The following is a 26,334-nucleotide window of genomic DNA, read 5'->3' as shown; positions in this document are numbered from 1 at the left end:
TGGCCGGCGGGCCGATCGCCATCCGCCGAGCGTCTTTCACGATTCACGAAATCACGCTCAGGTCCGGTCCGTGTGCCGATTCGTCCTATATTTCCCGATTACGCCCGAAAGCGGCTCATCGGCTGACATAGCCTTAGTGCGTCTTATGGGGGGTTGACGCATGTCCGTGACGATGGTGAATGGCTTTACGGCGAGACGGGGTCGGAGCGGTGCCGCGACGAACGGCGTGCGCCCCTCGTTGACTGTCGCAATCGTCGACAGCACGGACGTGGCCCGTTGAACACCCGCACCCGGTCCTCGCGACTGTTCGGTCGCCGTGAGGTCCGACGCCGAACCGCAGTTGGCGTGGTGGGCACCCTGCTGGCCACTCTGGTCGCCGTGCTCAACCCGGTCGTCGCCGAGGCAGCCGGCACCGTCCTGTTCAACCAGCCCTTCCACAACAACACCCCGGACGGACTCGGTCCGATCGTCCTGCCGGCCCTACCCGCAGCGTCCACCACCCCGAACTTCGCCTGCCTGAGCGCCTCCGGCAACGTCAGCACCGGAGCCCTGCACAGTTGTGCGACGCAGACCGACGCGCCCGGCAGCGGCAAGCTGCGACTCACCGACGCCACCCTCAACCGGACCGGTGGGCTCTTCGGGGCGACCAGCGTGCCCACCGCGTCCGGGCTGGACATGACCTTCAACCTCTACCAGTACGGCAACACCGGCGGTGCGGACGGGATGACCCTCGTCCTCGCGGCGGTCGACCCCGCCAACCCGGCCGCGCCGGCCACCATCGGCCAGTCCGGGGGAGGGCTGGGTTACACGGGTACGCGGACACTGCCTGGTCTGGCCAACGGCTACCTGGGCATCGGGTTCGACGTCTTCGGCAACTACAGCACCACCACCTACCAGGGGAGCGGCTGTACCGACCCAGCCTTCGTCACCGCGTCCAGGATTCCGGGTCAGGTGCTCGTCCGGGGGCCCGGCCGGGGCACGGTCGGCTACTGCGGCCTGAACAGCACCGCCACCAACGGATCGTCGCCAGTGGTCCCACTGCGGGCCAACAACCGCGCCGGCTCGGTCGTACCGGTCGAGGTGGTCATCAACCCGACCACCTCCTCGTTCACCACCGACTCCGGTCTGGTGGTGGCGGCCGGACGTTACATGGTGGTCTTCCGGCCGGTCGGCGCGAGCGTCTCGCGGGTGCTGGAGGGGGCGCTGCCCGCGGTCGCCGCCGGCCTCTACCCCTCACCGAGCTGGCTGAACAGCAACGGCATCCCGCGTCAGCTCGCCTTCGGCTGGGTGGCGTCCACCGGCTCGGTGGTGGACAACCACGAGGTCGACAACACCAAGGTGGTGACCTTCAACCCGGTGCCCGACCTGAACGTCACGCAGACGAGCTACACCGGCCCGAACCCCCAACCCGGTGATCCGGTCAACTACACGGTGGTTCCCTCGGTCGCCGTCGGCGCCAACGAAACCGCCCCGGTCTCGATGACCGCGACCACGCCGACGGGTGTCGTGCCGGTCGGCGCGTTCGGAAGCGGTTGGGTCTGCGCGGCGCCAACGGGGCAGACCGTCACCTGCACCAACAGCAACGGACCCTTCGCCAACGGGACCTCGCTGCCACCGATCTCGGTGGTCGGCATCGTCACCGGGTCCGCCGTCACACCGTCGATCATCCAAACCCAGTCGACGGTCACCGCCTCGTCCATCGACGGCAATCCCGGAATCTCCACCACCACGGTCGTGGGTACGCCGCCGACGACACCGAGCGGAATCACCGTCTCACCCGCGACGAGCACGATTGCCGGTGGCGTCGCGGTGACGGTCGGCGGGACGAACATCGCCGGGGCGACCGCCATCGAAATCGGCACCACGGCGCAGCAGCAGGCCGGTACGCCGGTCGTCCTCCTGCCCTGCCCGTCCGGCCCGGCGGCGGGTTGCTTCACGGTCAACGGTGACGGGACGCTGAGCATCTCGTCCATGCCCGCGCGCAGCAGCGCCGCCACGGTGAACGTCACAGTGGTCACCCGGGGCGTCGCCGCCGCCGCCAGCTACGTCTACACCGACGTACCGGCCACCCCGGCCGCGCCCACCGCGACCGCCGGCCTGGCCAGCGCCACGGTGAACTGGACGGCACCGGCGAGCAACGGCAGCCCGATCACCAGCTACGTCGTCACCCCGATCCGCAACGGGGTGGCGCAGACCCCGATCACCTACGACACGTCCACCACCAGCCGGGTCATCTCCGGGCTGACCCTCGGAGCGACCTACACGTTCACCGTCGCGGCGATCAACTCGATCGGCACCAGCGCGACGAGTCCGGCGTCCAACGCGGTGGTGCCTTACGCGGTGCCCGGGGCACCCACCATCACGGCAGCCAGCGCTGGCGACTCGTCGGCCCGGCTGACCTGGACCGCACCCAGCACCGGCGGCAGCCCGATCACCTCCTACGTCATCACCCCGTACATCGGCGGGGTGGCGCAGACCCCGCAGACCTTCGCCAGCGCGGCAACCACCCAGACGGTGACCGGGTTGACGCCGGGCACCGCCTACACCTTCACGGTGACGGCCCGCAACGCGGGCGGCGCTGGACCACCGTCGGCGCAGTCCGCGCCGGTCATCCCGAACCAGTCGCCCAGCCTCACCAACCCCGCGCCGCCCGCCGGCGAGGTCAGCGTCCCCTACAGCAACCAGCTCACCGTTAACGGCGGTACGGCACCGTTCGCCTGGTCGATCAGTGCGGGCAGCCTGCCGCCCGGGGTGACCATCAACGCGAGCACCGGTCTGCTCTCCGGCACCCCCACCACCGCCGGGACCTTCGACTTCACCGTCCGGGTGCTCGACGCCAGCAGCCAGGCAGCCACCCAGGCGCTGAGCATCGTCATCGCGCCGCTGCCCACGCTGACCTTCCCGCCGCCGCCGCAGGGGCAGGTCGGCATCGCCTACAGCACCCAGCTCACGGTGAACGGGGGCACCGGCCCGTTCGTCTGGTCGGTGAGCGCGGGCAGCCTGCCGCCCGGGGTGACCCTGAACCCGAGTACCGGTCTGCTCTCCGGCACCCCCACCCTCGGCGGCAACTTCTCGTTCACCGTCCGGGTGGTCGACTCCTTCGGCCAGGCCGCCACCAGGACGGTCGCCCTCGGCATCACCGCCTCACCGACGCTGACGTTCCCGCCGCCACCGCCCGGCCAGGTCGGCGTCCCGTACAGCACCCAGCTCACGGTGAACGGCGGAACCGCGCCGTTCGTGTGGTCGGTCAGCGCGGGCACGCTGCCGCCGGGTCTGAGCCTGAACCCCAGCACCGGTCTGCTCTCCGGTACCCCCACCACCGAGGGTAGTTCCAGCTTCACGGTGCGGGTCGTCGACGCCGCCGGTCAGCAGGCGACCGCACCGGTCACCCTGGTGATCACCACCGGGCCGCTGGTCGTGACGAAGACCTCGAACGTGAACACCGTGGCGGCCGGCGGGACGGTGAACTACACGATCAGCGTGACCAACACCGCCGCGGTCGCGCTCAGCGGCGTCACCATCACCGACCCGCTCGGCGGGGTGCTCGACGACGCGGTCTACAACGCCGACGCGACCGCCACCTCGGGCACCGTGTCGTTCGTCAGCCCAACCCTGAGCTGGACCGGCAACCTGGCCGCGGGCGCGGCCGTGACCATCAGCTACTCGGTCACCGTGGCCAGCCCGCCGACCGGCAACCTGATGTTGACCAACACGGTCACCTCGCCCACGCTCGGCACCAACTGCAGCACCGGCAGTCTCGACGCCCGGTGCACGGTCAACGTTCCGGTCTCCGCGCTCACCATCGTCAAGACGGCGAACAGGACCACCGCGACGCCCGGCGACGTGGTCAGTTACACCATCGCGGTCACCAACACCGGGCAGGCCGCCTACCCGGCCGCCAGCCTCACCGACGCGATGGGCGCGGCACTCGACGACGCGGTCTACAACAACGACGCGGCGGCGACGACCGGTGCGGTCTCCTTCAGCTCGCCGAACCTGACCTGGACCGGCGCCCTGGCCGTCGGCGCCAGCGCCACCATCACCTACACGATGACCGTTCGCGCTCCGGACCCCGGCGACAAGGTCATGACCAACACGGTCAGTTCCGGCAGCCTCGGCAGCAACTGCCCGGCCGCCGCCAACGACTCCCGTTGCACCGCGACCGTCACCGTGCTGGTGCCCGGCCTGGTCCTGACCAACACCGCGAGCACCGCGAACACGACACCCAACTCCACCGTCGGCTACACGGTCACCATCACCAACAGTGGGCAGACCGCGTACACGGGGATCAGTGTCGCCACCTCACTGGCCGGGGTGCTCGGCCGGGCCACGTACAACAACGACGCGACCACCACCGCCGGGGCGCTGTCGTACACCAGCCCGATCCTGACCTGGACCGGTGACCTAGCGGTCGGCGCGACGGTGACCGTGACGTTCAGCGTGACGGTCAGCCCGGCGACCACCGGCGACCCGGTGCTGACCAGCGTGGTCTCGTCCTCGGCGGTCGGCAACAACTGCGCCCCCGGCAGCATCGACCCGCGGTGCACGGCGTCGGTCACCATCCTCATCCCCGGGTTGACGCTGCTCAAGACGGCGAGCGTGCCGAGCGCGACGCCCGGCGCGGTGGTGGCCTACGAGATCGTGGTGACCAACACCGGCCAGTCCGCCTACCTGGGGGCGAGCTTCACCGACTCGCTGGCCGGGGTGCTCGACGATGCCGCCTACAACGGTGACGCCGCCACCACCTCGGGGACCGTCACCTACACCAGCCCGACCATCTCCTGGAGCGGTGACCTCGCCGTCGGCGCATCCGCCACGATCACGTACTCGGTGACCGTCGGCAATCCCGCCACCGGTGACCGGTCGATGACCAACCGGTTGGTCTCCCCGACACCGGGCGCCAACTGCGCCACCGGCAGCGTCGACACCCGCTGCTCGGCGACGGTCGCCGTGCTGCTGCCCGGGCTGACCCTTACCAACACCCCGAGCGCGGCCACCGCCATCCCCGGCGACACCGTCGGCTACACCATCACCATCGCCAACACCGGGGAGACGGCGTACCCGGCGACGACAAGTGTCACGAACCCGCTGGCCGGCGTGCTCGACGATGCCGTCTACAACTCGGACGCCACGGCCGACAGCGGGACCGTCGACGTGTCCGGGGCGGTGCTGACCTGGACCGGCGCGCTCGCGGTGGGAGCGACTGCCACCGTTCGCTTCTCCGTGACCGTGCAGAACCCCGACGCCGGAAACCGGGTGCTGACCTCGACCCTCAGCTCGACGGCGGCCGGCAACAACTGCCCGGCCGGCACGCCCGCCGCGGCCTGCACGGCCACTGTCACGGTGTTGCGGCCCGGGCTGACCATCGTCAAGACCGCCAACAGCGCCACCACCGTCCCCGGTGGCGTGGTCACCTACACCATCACCGTGACGAACACCGGCGAGACGACGTACGCGGCGGCAGCGTTCACCGACTCGCTGGCCAACCCGCTCAACGACGCCACCTACAACGGTGACGCGACCGCCTCGTCCGGCACGGTCAGCTACGCCTCGCCCAACCTGAGCTGGGTGGGCGCACTGGGCATCGGCGCCGCCGCGACCATCACGTACTCGATGACGATCCTCGACCCGGACCCGGGCGACAAGTCGATGGTCAACACGGTGGTCTCCACCACCCCGGGCAGCAACTGCGCGACGGGCAGCAGCGACGCGCGGTGCACCGCCACCGTGCAGGTGCTGGTGCCGGCACTGACCATCACCAAGACCTCCGGCGTGCCGACCACCACGCCGGGCGCGACTGTCGGCTACACCGTCACCATCAGCAACACCGGGCAGACGGCGTACCCGACGCTGACCGTCACCGACGCGCTGGCCGGCGTGCTGGACGACGCGGCCTACAACAACAACGCGGTGGCCTCCGCCGGCACGGTCGGCTTCGTCAGCCCCAACCTGATCTGGACCGGGCCCCTGGCCGTCGGCGGGTCAGTGACGATCACCTACTCGGTGACGGTGCACGATCCGGTCGCCGGTGACCTGATCCTCAGCAACCGGGTCAGCTCGACAGCGGCGGGCAGCAACTGCCCGACCGTGGGCGGCAGCGACGCCCGCTGCACAGTCACCGTGCCGGTGGCCCGGCTGGTGATCGCGTTGGACGCCGAACCGGCCACCGTCACGCCGGGTGGGGTGATCCGGGTCGGCGCGACCTTCACGAACACCGGCCAGGTCCCCTACCTGAACACCAGGGTGAATCTCGACTTCGGCGGCTTCATCGACGACGTGCTGCCCACCGGTGACCAGACCGCCTCCTCGGGGACGTTGACCGCAGGCGGTGGCGGTGCGGTCTGGACCGGTGACATCGCGGTGGGGCAGACCATCACGCTGACCGGCACCGCGACCGTGCTCGACCCGGACACCGGCGACCGACAGATCAGCGGCCGCGCGTTCTCCTCGGCCGCTGGCAACAACTGTCCACCCGCGAGTACGGATCCGCGCTGCGTCTTCAGCGTGGCCGTGCTGGTGCCGGGCCTCGCACTGGACGTCGTCGCGGACACGACGACCGCCGTACCGGGGCAGACCGTCGGTTACACCGTGACGATCACCAACTCGGGGACCTCGCCGTACAGCGCGATCAGTGTGGCCAACTCGCTGGCGTCGGTCCTGACCGACGCGACGTACAACGGCGATGCGGTGACCAGCGCCGGAACCCTGACCTTCGCCGGCACCACCCTCACCTGGAGCGGTGACCTGGCGGTCGGCGCGGTCGTCACGATCACCTACTCGGTGGTGGTGCGCTCGCCCGACCCGGGCAACAAGATCATGGTCAACACCCTGCAGTCCACCGCCGTCGGCAGTTCCTGTACCGCGACCGCCCAGGCGCCCGGGTGCAGCTCGACCGTGCTCGTCCTCACCCCGGCGCTGACCATCGCCAAGTCGACGACTGCCACGACCGCGCTGCCGGGCACTGCGGTGCCCTACACGTTGACCATCACCAACTCGGGTCAGGTCGACTACAGCGCCGCGAGCGTCGCCGACGACCTGACCGGGATCCTTGACGACGCCGCCTACAACGCGGACGCCAGCGCCACGGCCGGCACGGTCTCCTACGCCGAGCCGGTGCTCACCTGGACCGGCGACCTGGCCGTCGGCGCCACCGTGACGATCACCTACAGCGCGACCGTCGACAATCCTGCCACCGGTGACGACGTGCTCACCAACGTCGTCACCTCCGCTGCGGCTGGTGCCAACTGCCCGGTGGGCGGCGCCGACCCCCAGTGCACGGTCACCGTCGCGATCGTCGACCAGTCTCAACTGACGTTCGCCAAGACCGCGAGCGTGGCCTCGGCCACCGTCGGGTCGGTGGTCACGTACACGGTGGTGGTTTCCAACTCCGGGCTCACCCCGTACCTCGGCGCGGCCTTCGACGACTCGCTGGCCGACGTGCTCGGCAACGCCGTCTACAACAACGACGCCTCGGCCGGCGGGGTCGGCACCATCGCCTACACCGCCCCGGTGCTCTCCTGGACCGGTGACGTGCCGGCGGCCGGGTCGGTGACCATCACCTACAGCGTGACGGTGCAGCCGGTCACCGGTGACAACCTGATGGTCAACACCCTGGTCTCCGACTCCGACGGCGGTAACTGTGCCGCCGGCAGCGTCGACCCGAGGTGCACCACGCGGGTCACCGTGTCGCAGGTGACCATCCTGAACACCGCCGACATGGCCACCGTGCTGCCGGGCGGAACGGTCGTCCTCACCACCACCATCACCAACGACGGCGGCACCGCCTACTTCGGCGCGGTCGTCAACCTGGGCGGCGCCAACCTGCTCGACGACGCCGTGCCGATCGGCGACACGGTCACCTCCGGCGGCCTCGTGGTCGGCCCGGACGGTCTCGCGTGGACCGGCGACCTGCCGGTGGGCGGTGTGGTGACCATCGCCAGCACCTTCCGCGTCCGCAATCCGGACCCGGGCGACAAGATCATCACAAGTACGGCCACCTCGGCGATCCAGGGCAACAATTGCCCGGTCGACGGCACCGATCCGCGCTGCACCGTCCGGGTCGACGTGCTGGTGCCGGCGCTGAGCATCGTCAAGGTCGCCAACACACCCGTCACCACACCCGGCAGCACGGTCGGCTACACCATCACCGTCAACAACACCGGCACCGCACCGTACGTGGGCGCGGTGGTCACCGACGACCTCACCGGCGCGCTGGACGACGCGAGCTTCGGCAACGACGCCACCGCCACCGCGGGCGTTCTGTCGTACGCGGCGCCGACGCTCACCTGGACCGGAGGCCTCGCGGCGGGGCAGAGCGCCGTCATCACGTACACCATGACGGTGTTCAGCCCCGACCCGGGCGACAAGACGATGGTGAACGCCGTCTCCTCGACCGAGGCTGGCAGCACCTGCCCGCCGGCCAGCTCCAACCCGGACTGCTCGGTGCTGGTGCCTGTACTCACCCCGGGTCTGGGCATCACCATCACCGCCGGCACGGCCAGCACGGCGCCCGGCGCGCAGGTGGGCTACACCATCGCCATCGTCAACACCGGGCAGACCGCGCAGACGGGCGTCACGGTGACCAACTCGTTGGCCGGGCTGCTGGACGACGCGACCTACAACGGCGACGCCGTCGCGAGCACCGGCACGGTCACCTTCACCAGCCCGAACCTACAGTGGTCCGGCACCCTCGCCCCGGGGGCGACGGCCACGGTCACCTACTCCGTGTCGGTAGCCAGTCCGGACGGCGGCGATCGTCTCCTGACCAGCCGGGTCAGCTCCGCGGCGGCCGGTAGTAGCTGCGTCGTCGACAGCACCAACCCGGCGTGTACGGCCACCGTGACGGTTTCGGTGCTCAGCATCGTCAACAGCGTGGCCCCGTCGAGCGCGGTGCCCGGCGGCACGGTCCGATTCACCACCACGGCGACCAACACCGGGACCACCCCGTTGACCGCGATCGAGATCGTGGCCGACTTCGCCGGCTCGGTCGACGACGCCACCTATACCGGCGACGCGGCGGCCTCGACCGGCACTCTGGTCCTGGTGCCGGGTACGGCATCGATCCGGTGGACCGGTGACCTGGCGGTCGGTGCGGTGCTCACCGTCACCGGCTCCTTCACGGTGAACAACCCGGACCTGGGCAACCAGATCATGACCTCGGTCGTCAGCTCCGCCGTACCCGGTAACAACTGCCCGCCCGGCGGCACCGACCCGTTGTGTACGGCGACGACCACGATCCTCATCCCGGCGCTGACCGTTTCGAAGACCGCGGACCGGGCCAGCACCGTCCCCGGTGGCATCGTCGGCTACACGATCACCGTCACCAACACCGGCGAGACCCCGTACACCGGTGCCACCGTCACCGACGACCTGGCCATCCTGCTCAACGACGCCACCTACAACGGCGACGCCGTCGCCAGCTCGGGTGTCGTCACCTACGCCGCGTCGACCCTCAGCTGGACCGGTGACCTCGCGATCGACGGATCGGTCACGATCACCTACACCATCACCGCCGACGATCCGCAGACCGGCGGCCGCGTCCTGGTCAACACGGTCAGCTCCACCGCCGCGGGCAACAACTGCCCGCCCGGAGGCTCGGATCCGGCCTGCACGGCGACCGTCCAGGTGCTGCTGCCGGCCCTGAGCATCAGCAAGCACGCCAACGTCGGCACCACCACCCCGGGCGGCACGGTGGGCTACACCATCACCGTCACCAACAGCGGCCAGACCGACTACACCGGGGCCACCCTGAGCGACAGCCTCGCCGCCGTGCTCGACGACGCGACCTTCAACAACGACGCGGTCGCCACCGGCGGCGTGGTGTCGTACGCCGCGCCGACCCTGACCTGGACCGGTGACCTCGCGGTCGGCGGCAGCGCCGTGATCACCTACTCGGTAGCGGTGCACAACCCCTCCGACGGTGACCGGAGCATGACCAACGCCGTCACCTCCACCACGCCGGGCAGCAACTGCCCGGCCGGGGGAACCGACCCGGGCTGCACCGTCACCGTCACCGTGCTCATCCCGGCGCTCACCATCACCAACGTCGCCGACGTGGCCACCACCACGCCCGGCAGCGTCGTCCGGTTCACTGTCACCCTGACCAACACCGGGCCCACCCCGTACGTCGGCATCCAGGGGACGACCAACCTCGCGAACCGCTTTGACGACTCCCGGCCCAATGGGGACCAGGTCGCCAGCTCCGGCACGTTGACCGTGGTCGGCACGGTCGTCACCTGGACCGGCGACATCCCGATCGGCGGGGAAGTCGTCATCACCGGCACGGTCACGGTCAACAACCCGGACACCGGCAACCGGGTCATGGCCAACACCGTCACCAGCAACGCGCCCGGTAGCAACTGCCCGCCCGCGGCGCCCGGTCCCGCCTGCACAGTCAGTGTCGCCGTGCTGCTGCCCGGCCTCGCCATCGACAAGACCGCCGACAACCCCACCATCACGCCGGGTGGCACCGTCACGTACACCATCACCGCCACGAACACCGGGGAGACGGGGTACGTCGACACGACGATCACCGACTCGCTCGCCGGCCTGCTCGGTGACGCGGTCTACAACGCCGACGCCACCGCCAGTTCCGGGGTGGTCTCCTACACGGCGCCGGTGCTGACCTGGCGCGGTGACCTGCCCGTCGGCACCGCCGTGACGATCACCTACACCCTGACGGTCAGCGACAGCCAGGTCGCCGGGCGCACCCTCGTCAACACGGTCACCTCCGGGGCGCAGGCCAACAACTGCGCGGTCGGCAGCACCGACCCGAGGTGCAGCACCCAGGTCGCCATCCTGATCCCGGGGCTGGGCATCACCAAGGCCGCGGACACCGCCACGGTCACCGCCGGCGGCACGGTCACGTACACGATCACGGTCACCAACACCGGGCAGTCGCCGTACACCGGTGCGACAGTCGCGGACTCGCTCGCCGGTGTGCTCGACGACGCCGTCTACAACGCGGACGCCACCGCCAGTTCCGGTGTGGTCTCGTACGCCACGCCGGTGCTGACGTGGACCGGTGATCTCCCGGTCGCGGCGGTCGCGGTGATCACCTACTCGGTCACGGTCAACTTCCCGGACAGCGGGGACCGGACTCTGGTGAACACCGTCAGCTCCAGCACCGTGGGCGCCGACTGCCCGGGATCGTCGGCCTGCACCACCACGGTCGCGGTCCGGATCCCCGAACTGAGCATCACCAAGACCGCCGACACCGGCACGGTCGTCGCCGGCGGGACTGTGCGGTACTCGGTGCTGATCACCAACAGTGGGCAGACGCCCTACAGTGGCGCCACCGTCACCGACTCGCTCGTCGACGTCCTCGACGACGCCGTCTACGTCGGTGACGCCGTGACCACCACGGGCGTGCTGTCCTACACCGCCCCGGTGCTCACCTGGACCGGTGACCTGCCGGTTGGCGCCACCGCCGCGATCACCTACAGCGTCACCGTCAACCAGCCGGTCTCCGGCGACGGGACCCTGGTCAACACCGTGGCCTCCACCACCCTCGGTAATACCTGCCCGGCGGGTGAGGGCGGCGCAGCATGCACCGCAACGGTCGTCGTGGCCGCGCAGTCGATCACGTTGTCTGGCCTGCCGGCCGGGTTCGCCCTGACCGGCCGGCCTCAGCAGGTGGTCGGTCGGCCCGAGGCGGTCACGATGACCGTCACCACCAACAGCCCCACCGGATACGCCGTGACAGTGCGCGGGCTGGCGCCCGAACTGGTCGGGGCGAATCCCGAGAATCCGTACACGATCCCGATCGAGAACCTGAGGGTACGGGAGAGCGGTACCAGCGTCTTCCGCGAACTCTCCGACGTGACGCCGGTGGTGGTGCACCGCCAGCCCGGGCCGTCGGCGCCGGGCGGGGACGCGATCGGCAACGACTACGAGGTCAGCATTCCCGCGGTCGTAGCCGACGAGTACTCCACGACGTTGGAGTACGTGGCGATTACCGAGTAACAGCCTGAGGAGCATCATGCGAAGGATCCCTGTCCTGGCGACCGCACTGGCCGCCTGGGTGCTGGCCGGGCCAGCGGTCGCCCCGGCGCAGGCGGCGGCCCCGACGCCGAAGCCGTCCGCGTCGGCCTCGCCGCCCGGCCCGCTGCTCAGCATCACGGTGGACGACGGCCGGACCGAGGTCGCCGCCGGCGACGAGCTGACATACCGGCTCACCGTCCGCAATCTCGGCACCACCAAAGTGGCGGACATCAAGGTCTCGCAGAGCCTGCCGACCGGGTTGACCCTCGTCTCCGCCGACCGCGGAGGCAAGTCTCGGGACGGCGCGGTCACCTGGGACACCGACCTCACTGTGGGTCAGGAGTCCACCTTCACCACTGTGGCCCGGGTCGGTGAGACGCCAAAGGATCTTCTGCGACTCGCCACGGTCGCGTGTGCCACCGCCAAGGACGGCAAGAAGCCACTCGTCTGCGCGACCCACTCCGATCTGCTCCCGGCCGGCGCCGTCGCCCCGGCCGCCGAGCGCTCCGGCATGTCCTGGCTCTGGTCCGCAGGTGCGGTGGTGGCGCTGCTCATCGTCGGCCTGGGCGCGATCGTCCTGCTTCGCCACCGCCGACGCCGGGTTGCGCCCGTGCCCGCCCACTCGGCGTCCCGACCGACCGAGAGCACCGACCGAATGGCCGGCGCGGTCAGTCTGGATTGAGCGAGCCTCGAGCCGCGTCGGCCGCCGAGAGGCGGTTGCCGAGCCGGCGCTTGTCGTACGGCGCCGATCAGCCGACCGAGTGGGTCACCGTTCCGGTGTAGACGCCTACCACCGTGGACGGTGACAGCTCAAAGATCAAGGTCGGGTTCCAGCTGGCCCTGTTCAGTCCGTCACCGGTGGTCCTGCTGAACGCCCTGGGTTCCGTGGCGAGTGGCACCGCCTCGGCCGCGGTGGGCTGACCCGGTACGAGGACGCCGGTGCCGACGTCCTGCGTAGCTGGTCCGGACCAGTAGTCGATCGTGCTGGCCGGGATCGTCTCTTCCGGCGTCCCGCCACCGGTGGTGAAGTCAGTCGCTGTCACGGTCGCCACCCAGGTCGCCGCGAGCTGTGCGCGATCGTCGACGACGGTGACCGTGCCGAGCTGACCGGAGATGCCCTCGTCGGGCGACCCCTGCCCGAGATCTGTGCTCGCCGGCACGATGATGGAGAGTTCGCCGCCGGCGACGACGACGGTGGCCGTGACGTCGCCGGTGCTGTCGGCCCGGGCGGGCGTGGGACAAGCCACCAGGCATGCCGCTCCGATTGCCACGGTCAGTTCAAAGGGCCTGCGCATTGTTGTTCCCGTCATCACGTGCTAATCCGCTGCGTCTCCTTGTACCGAGCCTATCGGCCGTGATCCCTGCGCACTGCCAAAGTGGACATAGTGCAGACCCGCGAATGGTATTACCGCTGGAGCCGGCGCCTCTGCCGAGGACCTAGGCGACTCGGACGGCCGTCGCCGTGCCGGCGGGGCGAATCGATGTTTGCCGGTGACGTTACGGTGACGAGTCCCCGAGCCGGGCTACCAGCAGCCGACCGTGGCGTCCGACGCGGCGGGGAGACCGGGGGCCGAGGTGTTGCCGGGATCTGCCATGCTCGGCTCGATGACGACCGGCCGCCCGCCCAGAGCCCCTTCCCACCGCCGTCCTCGCAGTCGCGCCCTTCGCATCCTCCTCGCGCTCGTCGCGGTGGCGGCCGTCCTGGGCATCGCGGTGGTCGCGGTGCCGATGCTGCGACCGGCCGGCCCGCGCCCGCTCTTCCAGATGCCGGTCTCCTGTGGCGAGACGTGGCAGCTCAGCACCTACCCCGGTCACGACGACTACGACGTGGACTTCTTTCCGATCGAGGGCGAGGCGTGGGGGCGGCCGGTGCTCGCCTCCGCCGCCGGCACGGTCACGGTGGCGGGCATCAACGGGTCGTTGGGCGACCGCACCCCGGAGAACCCGGACGGCCCACGGGGGCGCGGTGGCGGCTACTGGGTGAAGATCGACCACGGCGGCAAGTGGGAGACGCAGTACCTGCACATGCTCGAACCGCCCCTGGTCGCTGTCGGTCAGAAGGTCGCCCAGGGTGACCAGCTCGGGCGGCTCGGCAGCACCGGCAACTCCGGCGCGCCGCACCTGCACTACGAGCAGCGGCGCGGCTGGGACAAGGTCGAGACGTACTTCGACGGCACGGCGTCGGGCATCACCACCGACGAACGTGAACAGATCCTCCGGCGGGTGAGCAACAACTGCCCGGCCGTCTCCTGAGGACCGCGGTTTGCCCGGCCCGGCTCGGGGCACTGACTGGGGGGACAGTTCAGACGCGGAGAGGAGCCGGCCATGGTCAAGGGTGACGTCGACACGTACCACGAGGACGGGCAGTGGAAGAACAAGGCGGAGGGCAACGAGCGGGCCAGCAGCACGCATGACGTGAAGGCTGACGCGCAGGCCCAGGGCCGGGAGATGGCTGCCGACCGTGGCGTCGAACACGTGGTGAAGAAGCAGGACGGCACGATCGGGGAGAAGAACACCTACCCCCGCAGCCGCGACCCCCGCGACATCGAGGGCTGACCGCCCCTTCGCGGACTGACCTCCTCGGCTGCGCCGACGAGGTCAGTCCGCGTCAGCCCAACCGGCGAACAGGCGTGCTTCGTGCCCGTTGTCGACGGGCGAGATACCAGCCGACCAGCGCGACCAGCACCAGCAGTGCCACGATGCCGACCGCGTAGGCGAGCCAGACCGCTCTCGGGGACTTCGCGACCGCCATCGGTGCCGCGACGGGCAGGGTGATCCGTCCCTCCGCCTTCCGTTCCACCAGCCCGCTGGCGAGGAGCACCTGTGCGTCCCAGACGCCCGCTGGCAGGGACTGGTTGACCTCGATGCGGACCATGCCGTTCTGGCCCGGCAGGATCGTCACGCCGTTGGTGACCTTGAACGGCCCGGCCTGGACCGCTCCCTTGCTCAACGTCAGGCGTCCGGTCATGTCCAGCGCCCGCTCGCCGGTGTTGGTGACGAGCGCGGTGACCACGGGCAACCCGCCTGTCCCGCGCTCTGCGCCCAGCTCGTCGATGCGAAAGTCCGTCGGCGGCTCACCGCCCGGACCGATGTCGAGGTAGACACGGACACCCACCCGGTGCACCTGCACGACGTTGCCGTTCGGCTTCGTCGCGCTGGTCACCTGCGCCCAGATGGCGGCGTACCGCTCGCCCTTGGACGCGCTCTTCGGGACGGCGATGTCGACCGCGACCGGCTGCCGCTCGCCTGGGGCGAGGTCGACAGCGTGCGTCTTCAACGTGATCCAGCCGCTGAGCTCGTTGCCCGTGCGGTCATCGGGAATGGTGAAGGCGTTCTCCTCGACCGACGCTGCCCCGGCGTAGAGCTCGATCTTCTGTGACACCGGGGAATCGTTGCGCACCTCGACCCGCCGGCTGATCGTCGCGCCCGGCTTGAGGTGGTCGATGATGTAGACCCGGGCGCGCGGGTCCTCGGCCCGTTTGGCGGGGATGTCCAGCAGTTGGAGGCTGATCGCGGCCGGATCGTCCCCCGGCTCGTATCGCTGCTCCCGCGCGGCAACGGCTGGTGCCGCCGACGCCCCGACCGCTACGAGAGCGACCGAGGCCAGCAGCACCAGCCGGCCGAGCGGCTCAGACCACCGAATGTGTCACCGTCCCGGTGTAGACACCCTCGACGGTTCCGTCCGGAATGTTCACCTGCAGCGTGGGGTTCCAGCTCGCGAAGTTGTTGCCGGTACCACCCGTCTTGCTGAACGCCGTCCGGGGGACATTGATGATTACCGCCTGGGCCGCGGTCGGCTGCCCCGGCGTGAAGGTGCCGGTGCCGGCCGTTCCGGTCGCGTTACCCGACCAGTACAGGACGTTGATGGACGGGATCGTCTCTCCGGAGCTGCCGCCGCCGGTGACGAAGTCCGTGGAGACGACGGTGGCGGTCCAGTTCGGCGTGAGCGAACCGCGCTGGTCCAGCACGGTGACCGGACCCAGCTGGCCGGAGACGGTCGTGCCCTCCACGCCGTTTCCGATGTTCGCCGTCGCGGGCACCGTGATCGAGAGGCCGCCGGCGGCGTTGACGGTGAGGGTCACGATCGTGTCGCCGGTCGTGTCCGCGGCGGCTGGCCCCGCGAGGGCGGCGGCTGCGGCGATACCGGCCAGGCCGGCGGCGAGAACTTTCCTGCGCATCAAGTCTCCTTCATCCTGAAATCCCCCATGGGATGCACCGAGAAGACTATGTGCGCAAGGAGCCTAATACCGGATAAATAGGATGCATTCGCCCATCGAGGGACCATGGGCCCGAGCGAGATGAAGGTCAGGCCGGCACCACGTACGGGAAGCTGGCGGCGCGGGCGGCCTTGGTGACCTCCGGGGTGAGGCCGGACGTGGTGCCCGTGTTGAGCACCAGGGAGAACATCACCTCCGGTGCGTTGTCGGCCATGCCGCGCCCGTTGCGGACCGCGAAGCCATAGTTGGCCGCCGTGCCGACCCGGTACGAGAGTAGGTCGGGGTAGAGCTGCCGGGCGACGCTCCACCCGTACGCCTGCGGGTCGGGGGCGGTGCCGTTCGCCTTGACGACGCCGGCGACGGCGCTCGCGATCTCCTCGCCGTTCTCGGAGAGGTCCTTGCTGGGGTGCCGGACGTTGGCGGGGTCGGAGAAGTCGGTGTCGTGCGGCCAGAACAGGGGCCACATCATCGGGTGGCCGGCGCGGTTGATCTGTCGCCACCCGCCGGCGTCGGTGGCCAGCATCGTGCGGCACCAGACGCCGATGTCGGTGCCGTCGCGCAACAGCGGCTCGTCGTGGGAGACCTCGAGGACGATCGACTCGACTGTCGTACCGGCGAAGCTGTTCTTGGCCTGGTCCATCCGCCAGGCCGACCGGTCCACCCGGGCGCCGTTCTTGATCGCGCCGTTGATGGTGGCGAGTTCGTCGAGGTCGACGTAGAACGGGTCGGTGATCCGCCCGGCCCAGATCCGGACGTTGCCGCCGGTCGACACCTCGCCGGTGTGTCCCTCGGCGATGGGAGTGCCCATCGCGGCGTCGTCGCGGGCATCCGCGCCGGCGAGCTCGTACAACTGGAAGGTCTGCCTGCCGTTGCCGTCGGGCTCGCCGAAGGCGAACCGGTAGGTCAGCCCCTCCATCTCCGCGCCGTTGAAGTGGATCTTGATCTCGTACCGCGCCTCGGCGTGGAAGCCGCGCTTGATGTCCGCCTTCGTCACCGAGCTGTTGACATCCATGACGAACACCGTGGCGCGGTCGCCGTTGAAGACGTACAGATCGTCGATGTAGAGCTGGCCGCCCTGCGCGGCGAGGGGGGTGTCGAGATGGTGCGACATGAGCTGACTCCCGAAATGCCGGATTCTGGACGTATCCGAACATAGCGGGGCGTCACGCGGTCCTTTGTCCTATCGAGGTAAACCCGAGCACCGGACGGTGGTGGGCCATCCGGAGGTGCTGTCGGACGGCCCACCCGCTCGTGTCGGTGTCCTCAGACGCGGGACCACTTCTGGTTGGCGGCCCCGATGCAGTCCCACAGGTGCAGCTTGCCGCCGTTGTTGGGATTGGCCTCCCGCACGTCCACACACCTGTTGGCGTTGACGTTGACCAGGTCGCCGGCGCCGTTGAGGGTGAAGCGCTGCGCGGTGTTGCCGTTGCAACTGACCAGGTTGACCTCGGTGCCGTTCGCCGTGCCGGCCCAGGCGGGGTCCATGCACTTGCCCATCGCGCGGACCGTCCCGTCGGAGGCGAAGGTCCAGGACTGGGCCGCGGTGGTGTTGCAGTCCCAGATCTGGAGCTTGGCGCCCTCGACCGGGTTGGCGCTGGGGATGTCGATGCACCGCCCGCTCTGCGCGCCCCGGATCCGGCTGGTGCCGGGAGTCGGCTCGCCGCCGCCGGAGGTGTAGCTGGACACCCGGACGTAGTCGACGAGCATCTGCTGCGGGAACTGCGTGGAGCCGTCCGGGTAGCCGGGCCAGTTGCCGCCCACCGCCACGTTGAGAATCATGAAGAAGGGGTGATCGAACACCCAGCGGTTGCCGCCGAGCCGCGCGGGGTCGACCCGGTGGTACTGGACCCCGTCCAGGTACCAGGTGATCACGTTCGGCTCCCAGTCCACCCGGTAGGTGTGGAAGCCGTCGGCGAGCGGCGCCCCGATATTGCGGCTGCCGGTGATGCCGCCGCCGCCGGAGTAGCCGGGCCCGTGCACGGTGCCGTACACGGTGTTGGGCTCCCGGCCGATGTTCTCCATGATGTCGATCTCGCCGGCGTCGGGCCATCCACCGCCTGTGCCGAGCATCCAGAACGCCGGCCAGATGCCCTGGCCGCGTGGAATCTTGATCCGGGCCTCGAACCGGCCGTACGTCTGGGTGAAGGTGGCCGCCGACAGCAGCCGCGCCGACGTGTACTCGCAGCGCCCGTAGTGGCACTGGTAGTTGGCGGGATTGTCCCGGCGGGCCGTGATGACCAGGTTGCCCTGGCCGTCGTGGACGGCGTTGCTGGTGCTGCTGGTGTAGTACTGCCGCTCGTTGTTGCCCCAACCACTGCCGCCGATGTCGAAGCGCCACTTGTTCTGGTCGACGGGCGTGCCGGCCGGGGAGTTGAACTCGTCCTGCCAGCTGATCGAGCCGATGGCGGCCTCGGCTCGGTCGGGATGGGCCGGGACGAGCGCCGCGGCGGTCGCGACGAGGGCGACCGCCAGGAGTACGAGGGGACGAGACCGGGTGCGGGCTGTGAACACGGGAGGCTCCTCGGCGGGGAGTGGTGGAGGCTGCGCGGCGAAGGGCGGAGAGCGCTCTCCGTAGAGAAGCATGTCGATATCAAGTCTTTCTGTCAAGAGTGTTTCCAATACGCCCGCAACGCCCTTCGCGCCGTCGCCGTCGTCGTCGGGCGGGGGTTACTCGATAGCGGTCGAATCGACCCTTCCTATTGCCGTGGGGTGTCCACCCGGGACAGGATGGCGAGGCGTGCGGGAAACCTTCTCGTAACCCGCGCGCTGCTGGTCTCTGTCACAAGGAAGTGGGAGTCAGTCATGAGCGACGCGTCGACGGCGCTGGGTGTGCGCCTCTACCCGGATCTGGTCGAGCGAGGTGGTCTGGCCCCCGCGCTCATCGACACCGCTGCCCGCCACGGGCTCGAACTCGGCCAGGTCACCGCCCCCGAGCAGGGGCGGGGCCGTTTCACCTGCGCGGAGTTGCACTCCGGGCAGGGCGAGGTCTGCGTGAAGCTGGGATCGCAGGCCCGCTACTTCATGATCGATCTGCGGGTGTCCGGCGAGGTGCTGGCGCGCGGCGACGTGATGGACCTGTTGCAGGTCGCCAAGGTGGCCGCGGCCTGGCAGGCCGGGCTGACCATCGCCGAACTCACCGCCCAGTTCCCGTTCATGGAGGAGATCAGGCACCGCCCGGCACCGGTGGTCCAGGTCAGCTAGCCGCGCCGCCTCGTCCGCGTCAACACCGCAACCGCGGTGGCAGCGACGCCTCGACGCCGGCACCACGGTCCAGGTAGGTCGACTGGACGAAGGCGACGAACCGTTCCGCGTCGGTCGCGGTGGACGCCAGCCCGAACGAGACACGGACGGCGCCGCCCGTCGGCAGGCGCAGCGCGGCAAGGTACTGGTCGATCGTGTCGACCTGCGCCAACAGCCGCCGCCGCACCGAGTCCCGGCTGATGCCGAACGCGCCCTCGCCCGCGCCCGGGTTGCAGAAGCAGCCGGTTCGCAGGGCGAAGCCGGCCTCCGCCGACTCCCGCGCGACCAACCGCTCGTCGACCAGGGCACCGTCCGGGTCGCGCAGGTTGAACGTCACCGTGCCGCCACGGCCCGCGCCCGTCGTCGGCCCGTACACCTGCACCAGGGGTTGACCGCTGGCGTGCCGCAGCGTGGTCAGCCGCGCCAGCAGCCACTCGGTGAGCAGACCGACCCGGGCGTGCACGAGGTCCACGCCGATCGTGTCCAGCCACCGCAGTCCGAACTCCACGTCCGGGATGCTCAGGAAGTTGAGCGTGCCGTCCTCGAACGCCGACTCGTCGTCCATCGACCGGTGCCAGTCACCCTGCACGCTGACCGCGCGGATCGTGCCACCGGCGAACCACGGCCGGCGCAGTCGGGCCAGCGCGTCGCGGCGGGCCAGCAGCGCGCCGATCCCGGTCGGGTAGCCGAAGAGCTTGTACCAGCTCAGACACACGAACTCCGGCCGGACGACGCGGAGATCCAGCCGATTCGTCGGCGCGAAGGCGGCAGCGTCGAGCAGCACGTCGTAGCCGTGCTGGTGGGCCACCTCCACCCAGTCCAGCGGGTGCCGCACGCCGGAGAAGTTGCTCTGCGCCGGGTAGGCGAACAGGCCCCGACCCCGCCGCGCGCCACGGCCGGCGTGCAGCACCGTGGCCAGGTCCGACTCCGCGACCCGCAGCTCCGGCCCACTCAGCGGTACGTAACGTACGGCCGCGCCGGCCGCGCGGGCGTACTCGCGGATGCCGTTCACCGAGTTGTGGTTGTCCCAGGTCAGCACGAGCGGAGCGGTGCGGCCGAAGTCGTACGCCTCACCGACCAGTCGGCAGGCGCCGCTGGCGTTCGGTGTGAAGACCACCGCGTACTCGGACGGGTCCGCGTGGAAGAAATCGAGAACCGCGCGTCGTGCCGACTCCACCAGGGAACCGGCCGCCGCGCTGCCGGGGTTCTCCGAGTGCGGGTTGCCGTACAGGCCGGCCAGCAGCCGGTCGTGATGCTCGCGTACCTGGGCTCGCGCCACGACCCCGGCACCGGCGTAGTCGAGGTACACCTGCCCGGCGGTGTCCAGGTGGCGGTACTCGGTGGCGCGCAGCTCGTCGATCCGGCCGGTGGCGGCGTATCCCGGCAGCGCCGCGGGGGAGGCGTGCGGGATCAGTTCAGGACGCATGACGGGAGTCCCGTCGGGCCAGCACCGCCCAGGCGGCGACGAGGAAGAGCACCGTGAAGCCGCCGAGCACCAGCCAGTTCACCCAGACCGGCCGGGAGAAGCTGTCACCGTACGTGGCCAGCAGCGGCGGGCCGAGCGGGGAGCCGCCGTCGCGCCAGAGCCGTTCCACCCCGGCGGTGTGCCCCAGACCCTCGAACGCCCAGCGGTTCGACATCGCGACACTGAGCCACTGACCGCCGACCGCCATGGCCGGCACCGGCAGGATGGCACCGACGAAGAGCACCTGCGGAAAGCAGAGCATCGGCAGCAGCAGCGTCGCCTGGGCCGCGTCGGAGACCGCCGCCGAGCACAGCAGGCCGAGGGTGAGCGCCGCCGCCGAGGAGAGCAACAGGGTCGCGTACAGGGCCGCGAAGTCGGTGCCGACGACCGGCGGCAGCCGGTCGATCCCGCGCAACACCCCGAGCAGCGCCAGGTCCACCAGGGCCAGCAGCGGCAGCAGCACCGCGACCTTACCCAGCAGGTACGGCAGCAGCCGGACACCCGCCAGTCGCTCCCGGCGCAGGATCGGCAGCTCGGTGCAGATCTGCAGTAGCCCGTAGGTCAGCCCGAAGAAGAAGCCGCCGAACGCGATCCAGAACAGGATCATCACGGTCACGGTCGGGCTCGGTCGGGTGGGCTCGAACGCCCCCGGACGGAACAGCAGCGCGAACATGCCGAGCACCAGCACCGGTGAGCCGAGCAGGATCGCCAGGGTCAGTCGACTGCGGACGACGATCTCCACGTTGCGCGCGGTGAGGACGGCCCACTGGCGCAGCCGGCCGACCCGCCGGGGCGTTGGCAGGGCGCTGTCACCGTCGCCGATCGCACCGGCCGCCGGGCTGGCGTCACGCCGCGCGGCGAAGCGGTCGGGCCACTCGGCCGGATGTGCCGCCTCGTCGAGCCGCAGGTGCACCTCGACGAGGGACGGCAGGTCGAAGAACTCCCGGGCGGCGGCGGGCGTGCCGGTGAACGCCAGACGGCCCTGACGGGTCAGCACGACAACCCGGTCGCAGCGGTCCACGTCGGTGATCTGGTGGGTGGTGAGCACCACAGTGGTCCCGGAGTCGGCGAGCGTACGCAGCACTCGGAGCAACTCCACGGCGATCGCCGGGTCCAACCCCGAGGTGGGTTCGTCCAGGAAGAACACGCCGGGCCGGGTGAGCAGCTCGACGGCGATGCTGGCGCGTTTGCGCTCGCCACCGCTGAGCAGGCCCACCGGGGTGTCGGCCCGGTCGGTGAGGCGCAACTCGGCGAGCACCTCCGCGACTCGGTGGGTGGCCTCGGCCGGCCCGGTGCCGGGCGCCAGACGCAGCCGGGCGGCGTAGCGCAGGGTGCGGGCCAGGGGTAGCTCGCGGTGGATGATGTCGTCCTGCGGGACGAAACCGATCGCTCCCGCCGGGGCGGTGCCGTCGTAGGTCACGGCGCCCGCCGTCGGTCGCCGTACCCCGGCCAGCAGCTCCAGCAGACTGGTCTTGCCGGCCCCGCTGGCGCCGATGATCGCGACCAGTTCGCCAGGTGCGATGGCCAGCGAGACGTCGGCCAGGATCTGGCGACCGCCCCGGACGCTCTGGCCCAGGGCACTGGCGGCGATGCCGACGCCGGTACGTGACGGAGAGGTGGTCTGCTCGGTCGTCATGTCGGGTGCCCGATCCGGTCGGGGGAGTGGTCCGCACGAACATCGTCCCCTGCCGATGCTACTGAGTGACAACGCAGTTTTGTGCGACCGTTGGCCGGTGATCACCACACGGTTGGTCACGCGGAAGGGGACTGTCTCGTGGATCTGCCCGATGACCTGCTCACGCTGCTGCGCGAGCCGAGCACCTGCTTCGTCACGACGCTGATGCCCGACGGCTCGCCACAGCTCACCCAGACCTGGGTGGACACCGACGGCACGTACATATTGATCAACACGGTGGAATCCCACCAGAAGACGCGGAACGTCCGGCGGGACCCACGGGTGGCGGTGGCGATCTCCGACCCGCAGAAGCCGGGCCGCTACCACGAGGTTCGGGGGCGGGTGGTGGGGGCCAGCACCGAGGGCGCCGCCGAGCACATCGACACGTTGGCGCAGCGCTACCTCGGTGGGCCGTACCCGTGGTTCGGTGGCCGGGACCAGGTCCGGATCATCCTCACCATCGAGCCCGACCGGGTGCGTTCGATGGGCTGACGGCGGTCACCGTTTCGCGGAGTCACCGGCGAAGAACTGCCGCAGGGCGTCGGCGACCAGGGTGGGTGCCGTCATGGTCACGAAGTGCGACTGGCCCGGCCAGACGACGTGGCGGGCTGCCGGAATCGTCCTGGCGAGAGCGTTCATCGTGGTGGGCATCGGCTCCCAGGTGTCCGCGCCTGCCAACAGGAGAGTCGGCACGGCGATCGCGGACCACCGCGCGATGTCGGTGCTGTCCTGCGCGAGGGCCTCGAGATCGTGCAGCCAGCCGATCGCCGAGCGGCGCGCCTCGACCGGGTCGGGCACCCGATCGGCCGCGCCGGCGGCGATCGCGGCGACGATCTCGGCCGGGACCCGCGTCACGTCGTTCAGAACCGCTGCCATCGCGGCGGCGTCGTCGCGCTCGAAGGCGGCACGGTACCGGTCGAGCAGCGGCACGATCTCCGCCCCGGCCGCGAAGAGCGGTGGTTCGAAGATGGCCAGGGAGCGGACGTGGCGCGGATCGGCCAGGGCGGTGTGCAGCGCCACCGTCGCTCCGTAGGACGCGCCGACGAGATGGACCGGTCGACTCGAGGATTGGCGGGCCGCCTCGATGACGGCGTGCAGGTCGGCGGTCTCGTCCCGGAAGGATTTGGTGCCGGCCGGGACGTCACTGGGGCCGTAGCCGCGCCGCGCCGGCAGCCACACCTCGTGGTCGTGGGCGAGGTGCTCAGCCACCGTGGCCCAGGAGTGCAGCCCGCCACCCGAGCCGTGCACCAGGATGACGGGGTCTCCGACGCCCAGGCGTCGCACCACCAGGCGGGTGCCGTCGGCCGACTCGGTCGACTGGTCACGACTGTTCACTGCTGCTCCCGTCTGTGGGTTGGCCAGGTGCTCAAGGTGGTGTGGACCGCGTCGAGGATCGAGTGCCACGACGCGTCCACGGCGCGCGGATGCCCGAATCCGTCGACGACTTCGAGACTCGCGAAGCCGTGCAGGGTGCTGCGGACGAACCGCATCGCGTCGGTCAGCGCCGGCTCGTCGAGCCCGTAGCCGCGCAGCATCGCGTAGCTCAGCTCGATCAGGCGCAGATGCCCGGCCGAACTCGTGCCGACCTCGGGCGGAAGCGGGAGCTGCGTCGCGGCGTACTGCCCCGGGCGCGCCACGGCGAACGCGCGCCAGGCGTCGGCGAACCCGACGAGAGCCCGGTGGCCCGATCGTCCGGCCACGGCCATCGCGAGCTCGTCGGCGAGCGCGGCCGCCGCCCGGACGGCGACCTGCTCGATCAACGCGTCGCGACTGCGGACGTGCACGTACAGCGCGGCGTCCGAGACGCCGAAGTGCCGGGCCACGGCCGCGACGGTCAACCGGGACAGGCCGACCGCGTCCGCCAGTTCGGCCGCGGCGGCCGACACGCGCGCGCTGGTGAGTCCCTGCCGTGGCATCCCGAACCTTTGTCTCGCTAGGAAGTAACTTAGGAGCCCTAAGATAGCACCGCGCTCCAACGCCCCCGGGCATGAACGGCCCGGTCGGGGGAAGACCGGCTCTTTCGTCACCGAACAGGAGACCCGGGATGCGAGCCGTCGTCTACACCGACGTCCGGACCGTCGCGGTGCGGGAGGTGCCCGACGCGACGCTGGAGGCGGAGACCGACGCGCTCGTGCGCATCACCTCCACCGCGCTGTGCGGCACCGACCTGCACATGTACGACGGACGGACCGGTGCCACCCCCGGGCTGGTGCTCGGCCACGAGCCACTGGGCGTGGTGCGGGAGGTGGGCCGGGCGGTGCAGACGGTCCGGCCGGGCACCCGGGTGGTGATCCCCACGCACCTGTTCTGCGGGACGTGTGTGATGTGCGCCCGAGGGCTCTCGGCTGCCTGTCTGCGGGCGCGGGCGGAGGGGCCGGGCGCGGCGTACGGCTACGCCGGGATGGGCCCCTATCGCGGTGCCCAGGCCGACCTGCTGCGCGTGCCGTGGGCCGACGCCAACTGCGTACCCGTGCCCGGTGAGCCGGGGGACGGGTACGAGGACGACTTCGTGCTGCTGGCCGACGCGTTCGTCACGGGGTGGCACGCCGCCGCCACCCTCGCCGGGGTCGAGCCCGGTGACACGGTGGCCGTCTTCGGGGCCGGAACCATCGGCCTGCTCGGCGCCTACGCGGCGCTGCTGCGGGGCGCCCGGGTCGTCTACTGCGTCGACGGTGTCGACGCTCGGCTGGACAAGGCCGGGGAGATCGGTGCCGTGCCCGTCGACTTCCGCCGGGGGGATCCGGTCGAGCAGATCCGCGCCGACCGGGCGCGGGTGGGGCTGCCGCTCGGGGAGGAGAAGCTGGGCGGAGTCGACAAGGTGATCGACGCGGTCGGGTTCCAGGCCCGCGACCGGGAGCGCCCCGACCGGGAACGCCCGGACCAGGTCATCGCGGACGCCGCCCGGCTGGTCAACCCCGCCGGGGCGATCGCGGTCGCGGGCGTCTATCCGGAGAAGGACCTGCGCCCCGGACCCGGCGCGGACGCCCACGAGGATCTTGTCGCACCGTGGGGGACGCTGTTCGCCAAGGGCGTCGCCGTCCGGTTCGGCCGCACCCACGACCGCCGCTACACCGTCCTGCTGCGCGACCTGGTCGTCGCCGGTCGCGCCCGGCCCAGCGTCGTCGTGACCCACCACGGCACCCTGGCCGACGCGCCGGAGTTGTACCGCCGCTTCGACCGCCGCGACGACGGGGTGATCAAGGCGGTGCTGCGCCCGAGTTGACCGGTCGGCACCGGGGCGTGAGCCCGGTCGGATGGCCCCCGATCCGCCCTTAAGGGACGTTAAGCCACGGATCCGTCTCCTGGTGGCGGCCCTGAGGCGACGATCATCGTCGATCCGTCCCGGCGATTGAGGCGCGGGTCACACCCCTGCCCGGCGGTCGCCGGGCCGTTCCGGGCGCGGCGTCGGTGTCGCGGTTTCATCATGATCATTCGATGGTGCCGAGCGCGCGGCGTGGCACCCCCTTTCCGGCCTGCCGCGGATCGTGGCTGGTCGCGGGCCTGTCGAGGAACAGGGGAGCCGGGCGCGGCGTTGTCTCCATTTGACAACGTTGCCACCGACGGGCCAAGGTGCCGGGAGGGGCTGCGGAGGCGGCTGTGACAGGCGAAAACTGTGCGTCGTCGATATTGCCGGATTGTTACATTTTCAACAGTCCCTCGCCTTGCGGATGGCCCTTCGGCCGCAATACGTTGCCGACAACAACAAAACCAAGTGAAGGTTCAACCTTCCGGAGGCAACCGATGACGTTGGCGAG

Annotated in this window: 16 protein-coding genes; 7 read left to right on the top strand and 9 right to left on the bottom strand. The window is 70.4% G+C overall.

The annotated features are described in order from the left end of the window. Positions 1-345 precede the first annotated feature (345 nt). Positions 346-11,964, top strand: a complete 11,619-nt coding sequence (locus AB0C01_RS02350; RefSeq protein ID WP_357570007.1) for a putative Ig domain-containing protein — start codon at positions 346-348, stop codon at positions 11,962-11,964. Positions 11,965-11,980: 16 nt separating this feature from the next. Further along, complete coding sequence (locus tag AB0C01_RS02345) at positions 11,981-12,664, top strand: hypothetical protein (protein ID WP_357246077.1); 684 nt, start codon at positions 11,981-11,983, stop codon at positions 12,662-12,664. 67 nt (positions 12,665-12,731) lie between these two features. On the opposite strand, the gene AB0C01_RS02340 is transcribed toward AB0C01_RS02345, so the two are convergent. Beyond that, positions 12,732-13,229 (bottom strand): hypothetical protein, encoded by a 498-nt coding sequence (locus AB0C01_RS02340; RefSeq protein WP_357246074.1) that lies wholly within the window; start codon positions 13,227-13,229, stop codon positions 12,732-12,734. Between the two features lie 358 nt (positions 13,230-13,587). Between AB0C01_RS02340 and AB0C01_RS02335 the strand changes: the two genes are divergently transcribed. Together AB0C01_RS02335 and AB0C01_RS02330 are read left to right on the top strand one after the other, a co-directional pair. Beyond that, positions 13,588-14,235, top strand: coding sequence for a M23 family metallopeptidase (locus AB0C01_RS02335; protein ID WP_357246071.1), 648 nt, complete (start codon positions 13,588-13,590; stop codon positions 14,233-14,235). A 72-nt stretch (positions 14,236-14,307) separates the two neighbouring features. Continuing rightward, positions 14,308-14,538, top strand: coding sequence for a DUF2188 domain-containing protein (locus tag AB0C01_RS02330; protein ID WP_184183641.1), 231 nt, complete (start codon positions 14,308-14,310; stop codon positions 14,536-14,538). A 52-nt stretch (positions 14,539-14,590) separates the two neighbouring features. Here the strand turns inward: AB0C01_RS02330 and AB0C01_RS02325 are convergent, their stop codons facing one another. From AB0C01_RS02325 to AB0C01_RS02310, 4 genes are all read right to left on the bottom strand, one after another. Continuing rightward, positions 14,591-15,595: a hypothetical protein gene (locus AB0C01_RS02325; RefSeq protein ID WP_357570006.1), complete on the bottom strand. Its 1,005-nt coding sequence runs from the start codon at positions 15,593-15,595 to the stop codon at positions 14,591-14,593. Positions 15,596-15,611: 16 nt separating this feature from the next. Then, positions 15,612-16,160, bottom strand: coding sequence for a hypothetical protein (locus tag AB0C01_RS02320; protein WP_357246065.1), 549 nt, complete (start codon positions 16,158-16,160; stop codon positions 15,612-15,614). A 127-nt stretch (positions 16,161-16,287) separates the two neighbouring features. Next, positions 16,288-17,310, bottom strand: coding sequence for a DUF4331 family protein (locus tag AB0C01_RS02315; RefSeq protein WP_357246063.1), 1,023 nt, complete (start codon positions 17,308-17,310; stop codon positions 16,288-16,290). Between the two features lie 152 nt (positions 17,311-17,462). After that, positions 17,463-18,710 carry a family 16 glycosylhydrolase gene (locus AB0C01_RS02310; protein WP_357570005.1) on the bottom strand — a complete coding sequence of 416 codons (1,248 nt, stop codon included), beginning with the start codon at positions 18,708-18,710 and terminating at the stop codon, positions 17,463-17,465. Positions 18,711-19,001: 291 nt separating this feature from the next. On the opposite strand from AB0C01_RS02310, the gene AB0C01_RS02305 reads away from it, so the two are divergent. Further along, the gene (locus AB0C01_RS02305; protein ID WP_357246057.1) at positions 19,002-19,400 is read left to right on the top strand and encodes a hypothetical protein; all 399 of its coding nucleotides are present in this window, start codon (positions 19,002-19,004) and stop codon (positions 19,398-19,400) included. 19 nt (positions 19,401-19,419) lie between these two features. Here AB0C01_RS02305 and AB0C01_RS02300 read toward each other — a convergent pair whose 3' ends face one another. Continuing rightward, a complete protein-coding gene (locus AB0C01_RS02300; protein WP_357570004.1) occupies positions 19,420-20,865 on the bottom strand; it encodes an aminotransferase class V-fold PLP-dependent enzyme in 1,446 nt (481 codons plus the stop codon). Further along, positions 20,855-22,540: an ATP-binding cassette domain-containing protein gene (locus tag AB0C01_RS02295; protein WP_357570003.1), complete on the bottom strand. Its 1,686-nt coding sequence runs from the start codon at positions 22,538-22,540 to the stop codon at positions 20,855-20,857. Before AB0C01_RS02295 ends, AB0C01_RS02300 begins: the two co-directional genes overlap by 11 nt. Before the next feature lie 138 nt (positions 22,541-22,678). On the opposite strand from AB0C01_RS02295, the gene AB0C01_RS02290 reads away from it, so the two are divergent. Next, a complete protein-coding gene (locus AB0C01_RS02290; protein WP_357570002.1) occupies positions 22,679-23,071 on the top strand; it encodes a PPOX class F420-dependent oxidoreductase in 393 nt (130 codons plus the stop codon). Positions 23,072-23,077: 6 nt separating this feature from the next. On the opposite strand, the gene AB0C01_RS02285 is transcribed toward AB0C01_RS02290, so the two are convergent. Further along, on the bottom strand, positions 23,078-23,914 hold the full coding sequence (locus AB0C01_RS02285) for an alpha/beta fold hydrolase (protein ID WP_357246046.1): 837 nt from the start codon (positions 23,912-23,914) through the stop codon (positions 23,078-23,080). After that, positions 23,911-24,495, bottom strand: a complete 585-nt coding sequence (locus tag AB0C01_RS02280; protein WP_357570001.1) for a WHG domain-containing protein — start codon at positions 24,493-24,495, stop codon at positions 23,911-23,913. The genes AB0C01_RS02285 and AB0C01_RS02280 overlap by 4 nt, the downstream gene beginning before the upstream one ends. Positions 24,496-24,623: 128 nt before the next feature. Between AB0C01_RS02280 and AB0C01_RS02275 the strand changes: the two genes are divergently transcribed. Beyond that, positions 24,624-25,802 (top strand): alcohol dehydrogenase catalytic domain-containing protein, encoded by a 1,179-nt coding sequence (locus tag AB0C01_RS02275; RefSeq protein WP_357246041.1) that lies wholly within the window; start codon positions 24,624-24,626, stop codon positions 25,800-25,802. Positions 25,803-26,334 lie beyond the last annotated feature (532 nt).

The sequence above is a fragment of the Micromonospora sp. NPDC048905 genome (assembly GCF_040649655.1).
Lineage (GTDB): Bacteria > Actinomycetota > Actinomycetes > Mycobacteriales > Micromonosporaceae > Micromonospora.
The sequence above is the reverse complement of the archived record's forward strand: the minus strand, read 5'-3'. Positions and strand labels throughout refer to the sequence as shown.

Coding starts and splice junctions, on each gene's coding strand:
- AB0C01_RS02345 (WP_357246077.1), top strand. CDS start 11,981: ATGCGAAGGATCCCTGTCCTGGCGACCGCACTGGCCGCCTGGGTGCTG.
- AB0C01_RS02335 (WP_357246071.1), top strand. CDS start 13,588: ATGACGACCGGCCGCCCGCCCAGAGCCCCTTCCCACCGCCGTCCTCGC.
- AB0C01_RS02330 (WP_184183641.1), top strand. CDS start 14,308: ATGGTCAAGGGTGACGTCGACACGTACCACGAGGACGGGCAGTGGAAG.
- AB0C01_RS02320 (WP_357246065.1), bottom strand. CDS start 16,160: ATGCGCAGGAAAGTTCTCGCCGCCGGCCTGGCCGGTATCGCCGCAGCC.
- AB0C01_RS02315 (WP_357246063.1), bottom strand. CDS start 17,310: ATGTCGCACCATCTCGACACCCCCCTCGCCGCGCAGGGCGGCCAGCTC.
- AB0C01_RS02305 (WP_357246057.1), top strand. CDS start 19,002: ATGAGCGACGCGTCGACGGCGCTGGGTGTGCGCCTCTACCCGGATCTG.
- AB0C01_RS02300 (WP_357570004.1), bottom strand. CDS start 20,865: ATGCGTCCTGAACTGATCCCGCACGCCTCCCCCGCGGCGCTGCCGGGA.
- AB0C01_RS02295 (WP_357570003.1), bottom strand. CDS start 22,540: ATGACGACCGAGCAGACCACCTCTCCGTCACGTACCGGCGTCGGCATC.
- AB0C01_RS02280 (WP_357570001.1), bottom strand. CDS start 24,495: ATGCCACGGCAGGGACTCACCAGCGCGCGCGTGTCGGCCGCCGCGGCC.
- AB0C01_RS02275 (WP_357246041.1), top strand. CDS start 24,624: ATGCGAGCCGTCGTCTACACCGACGTCCGGACCGTCGCGGTGCGGGAG.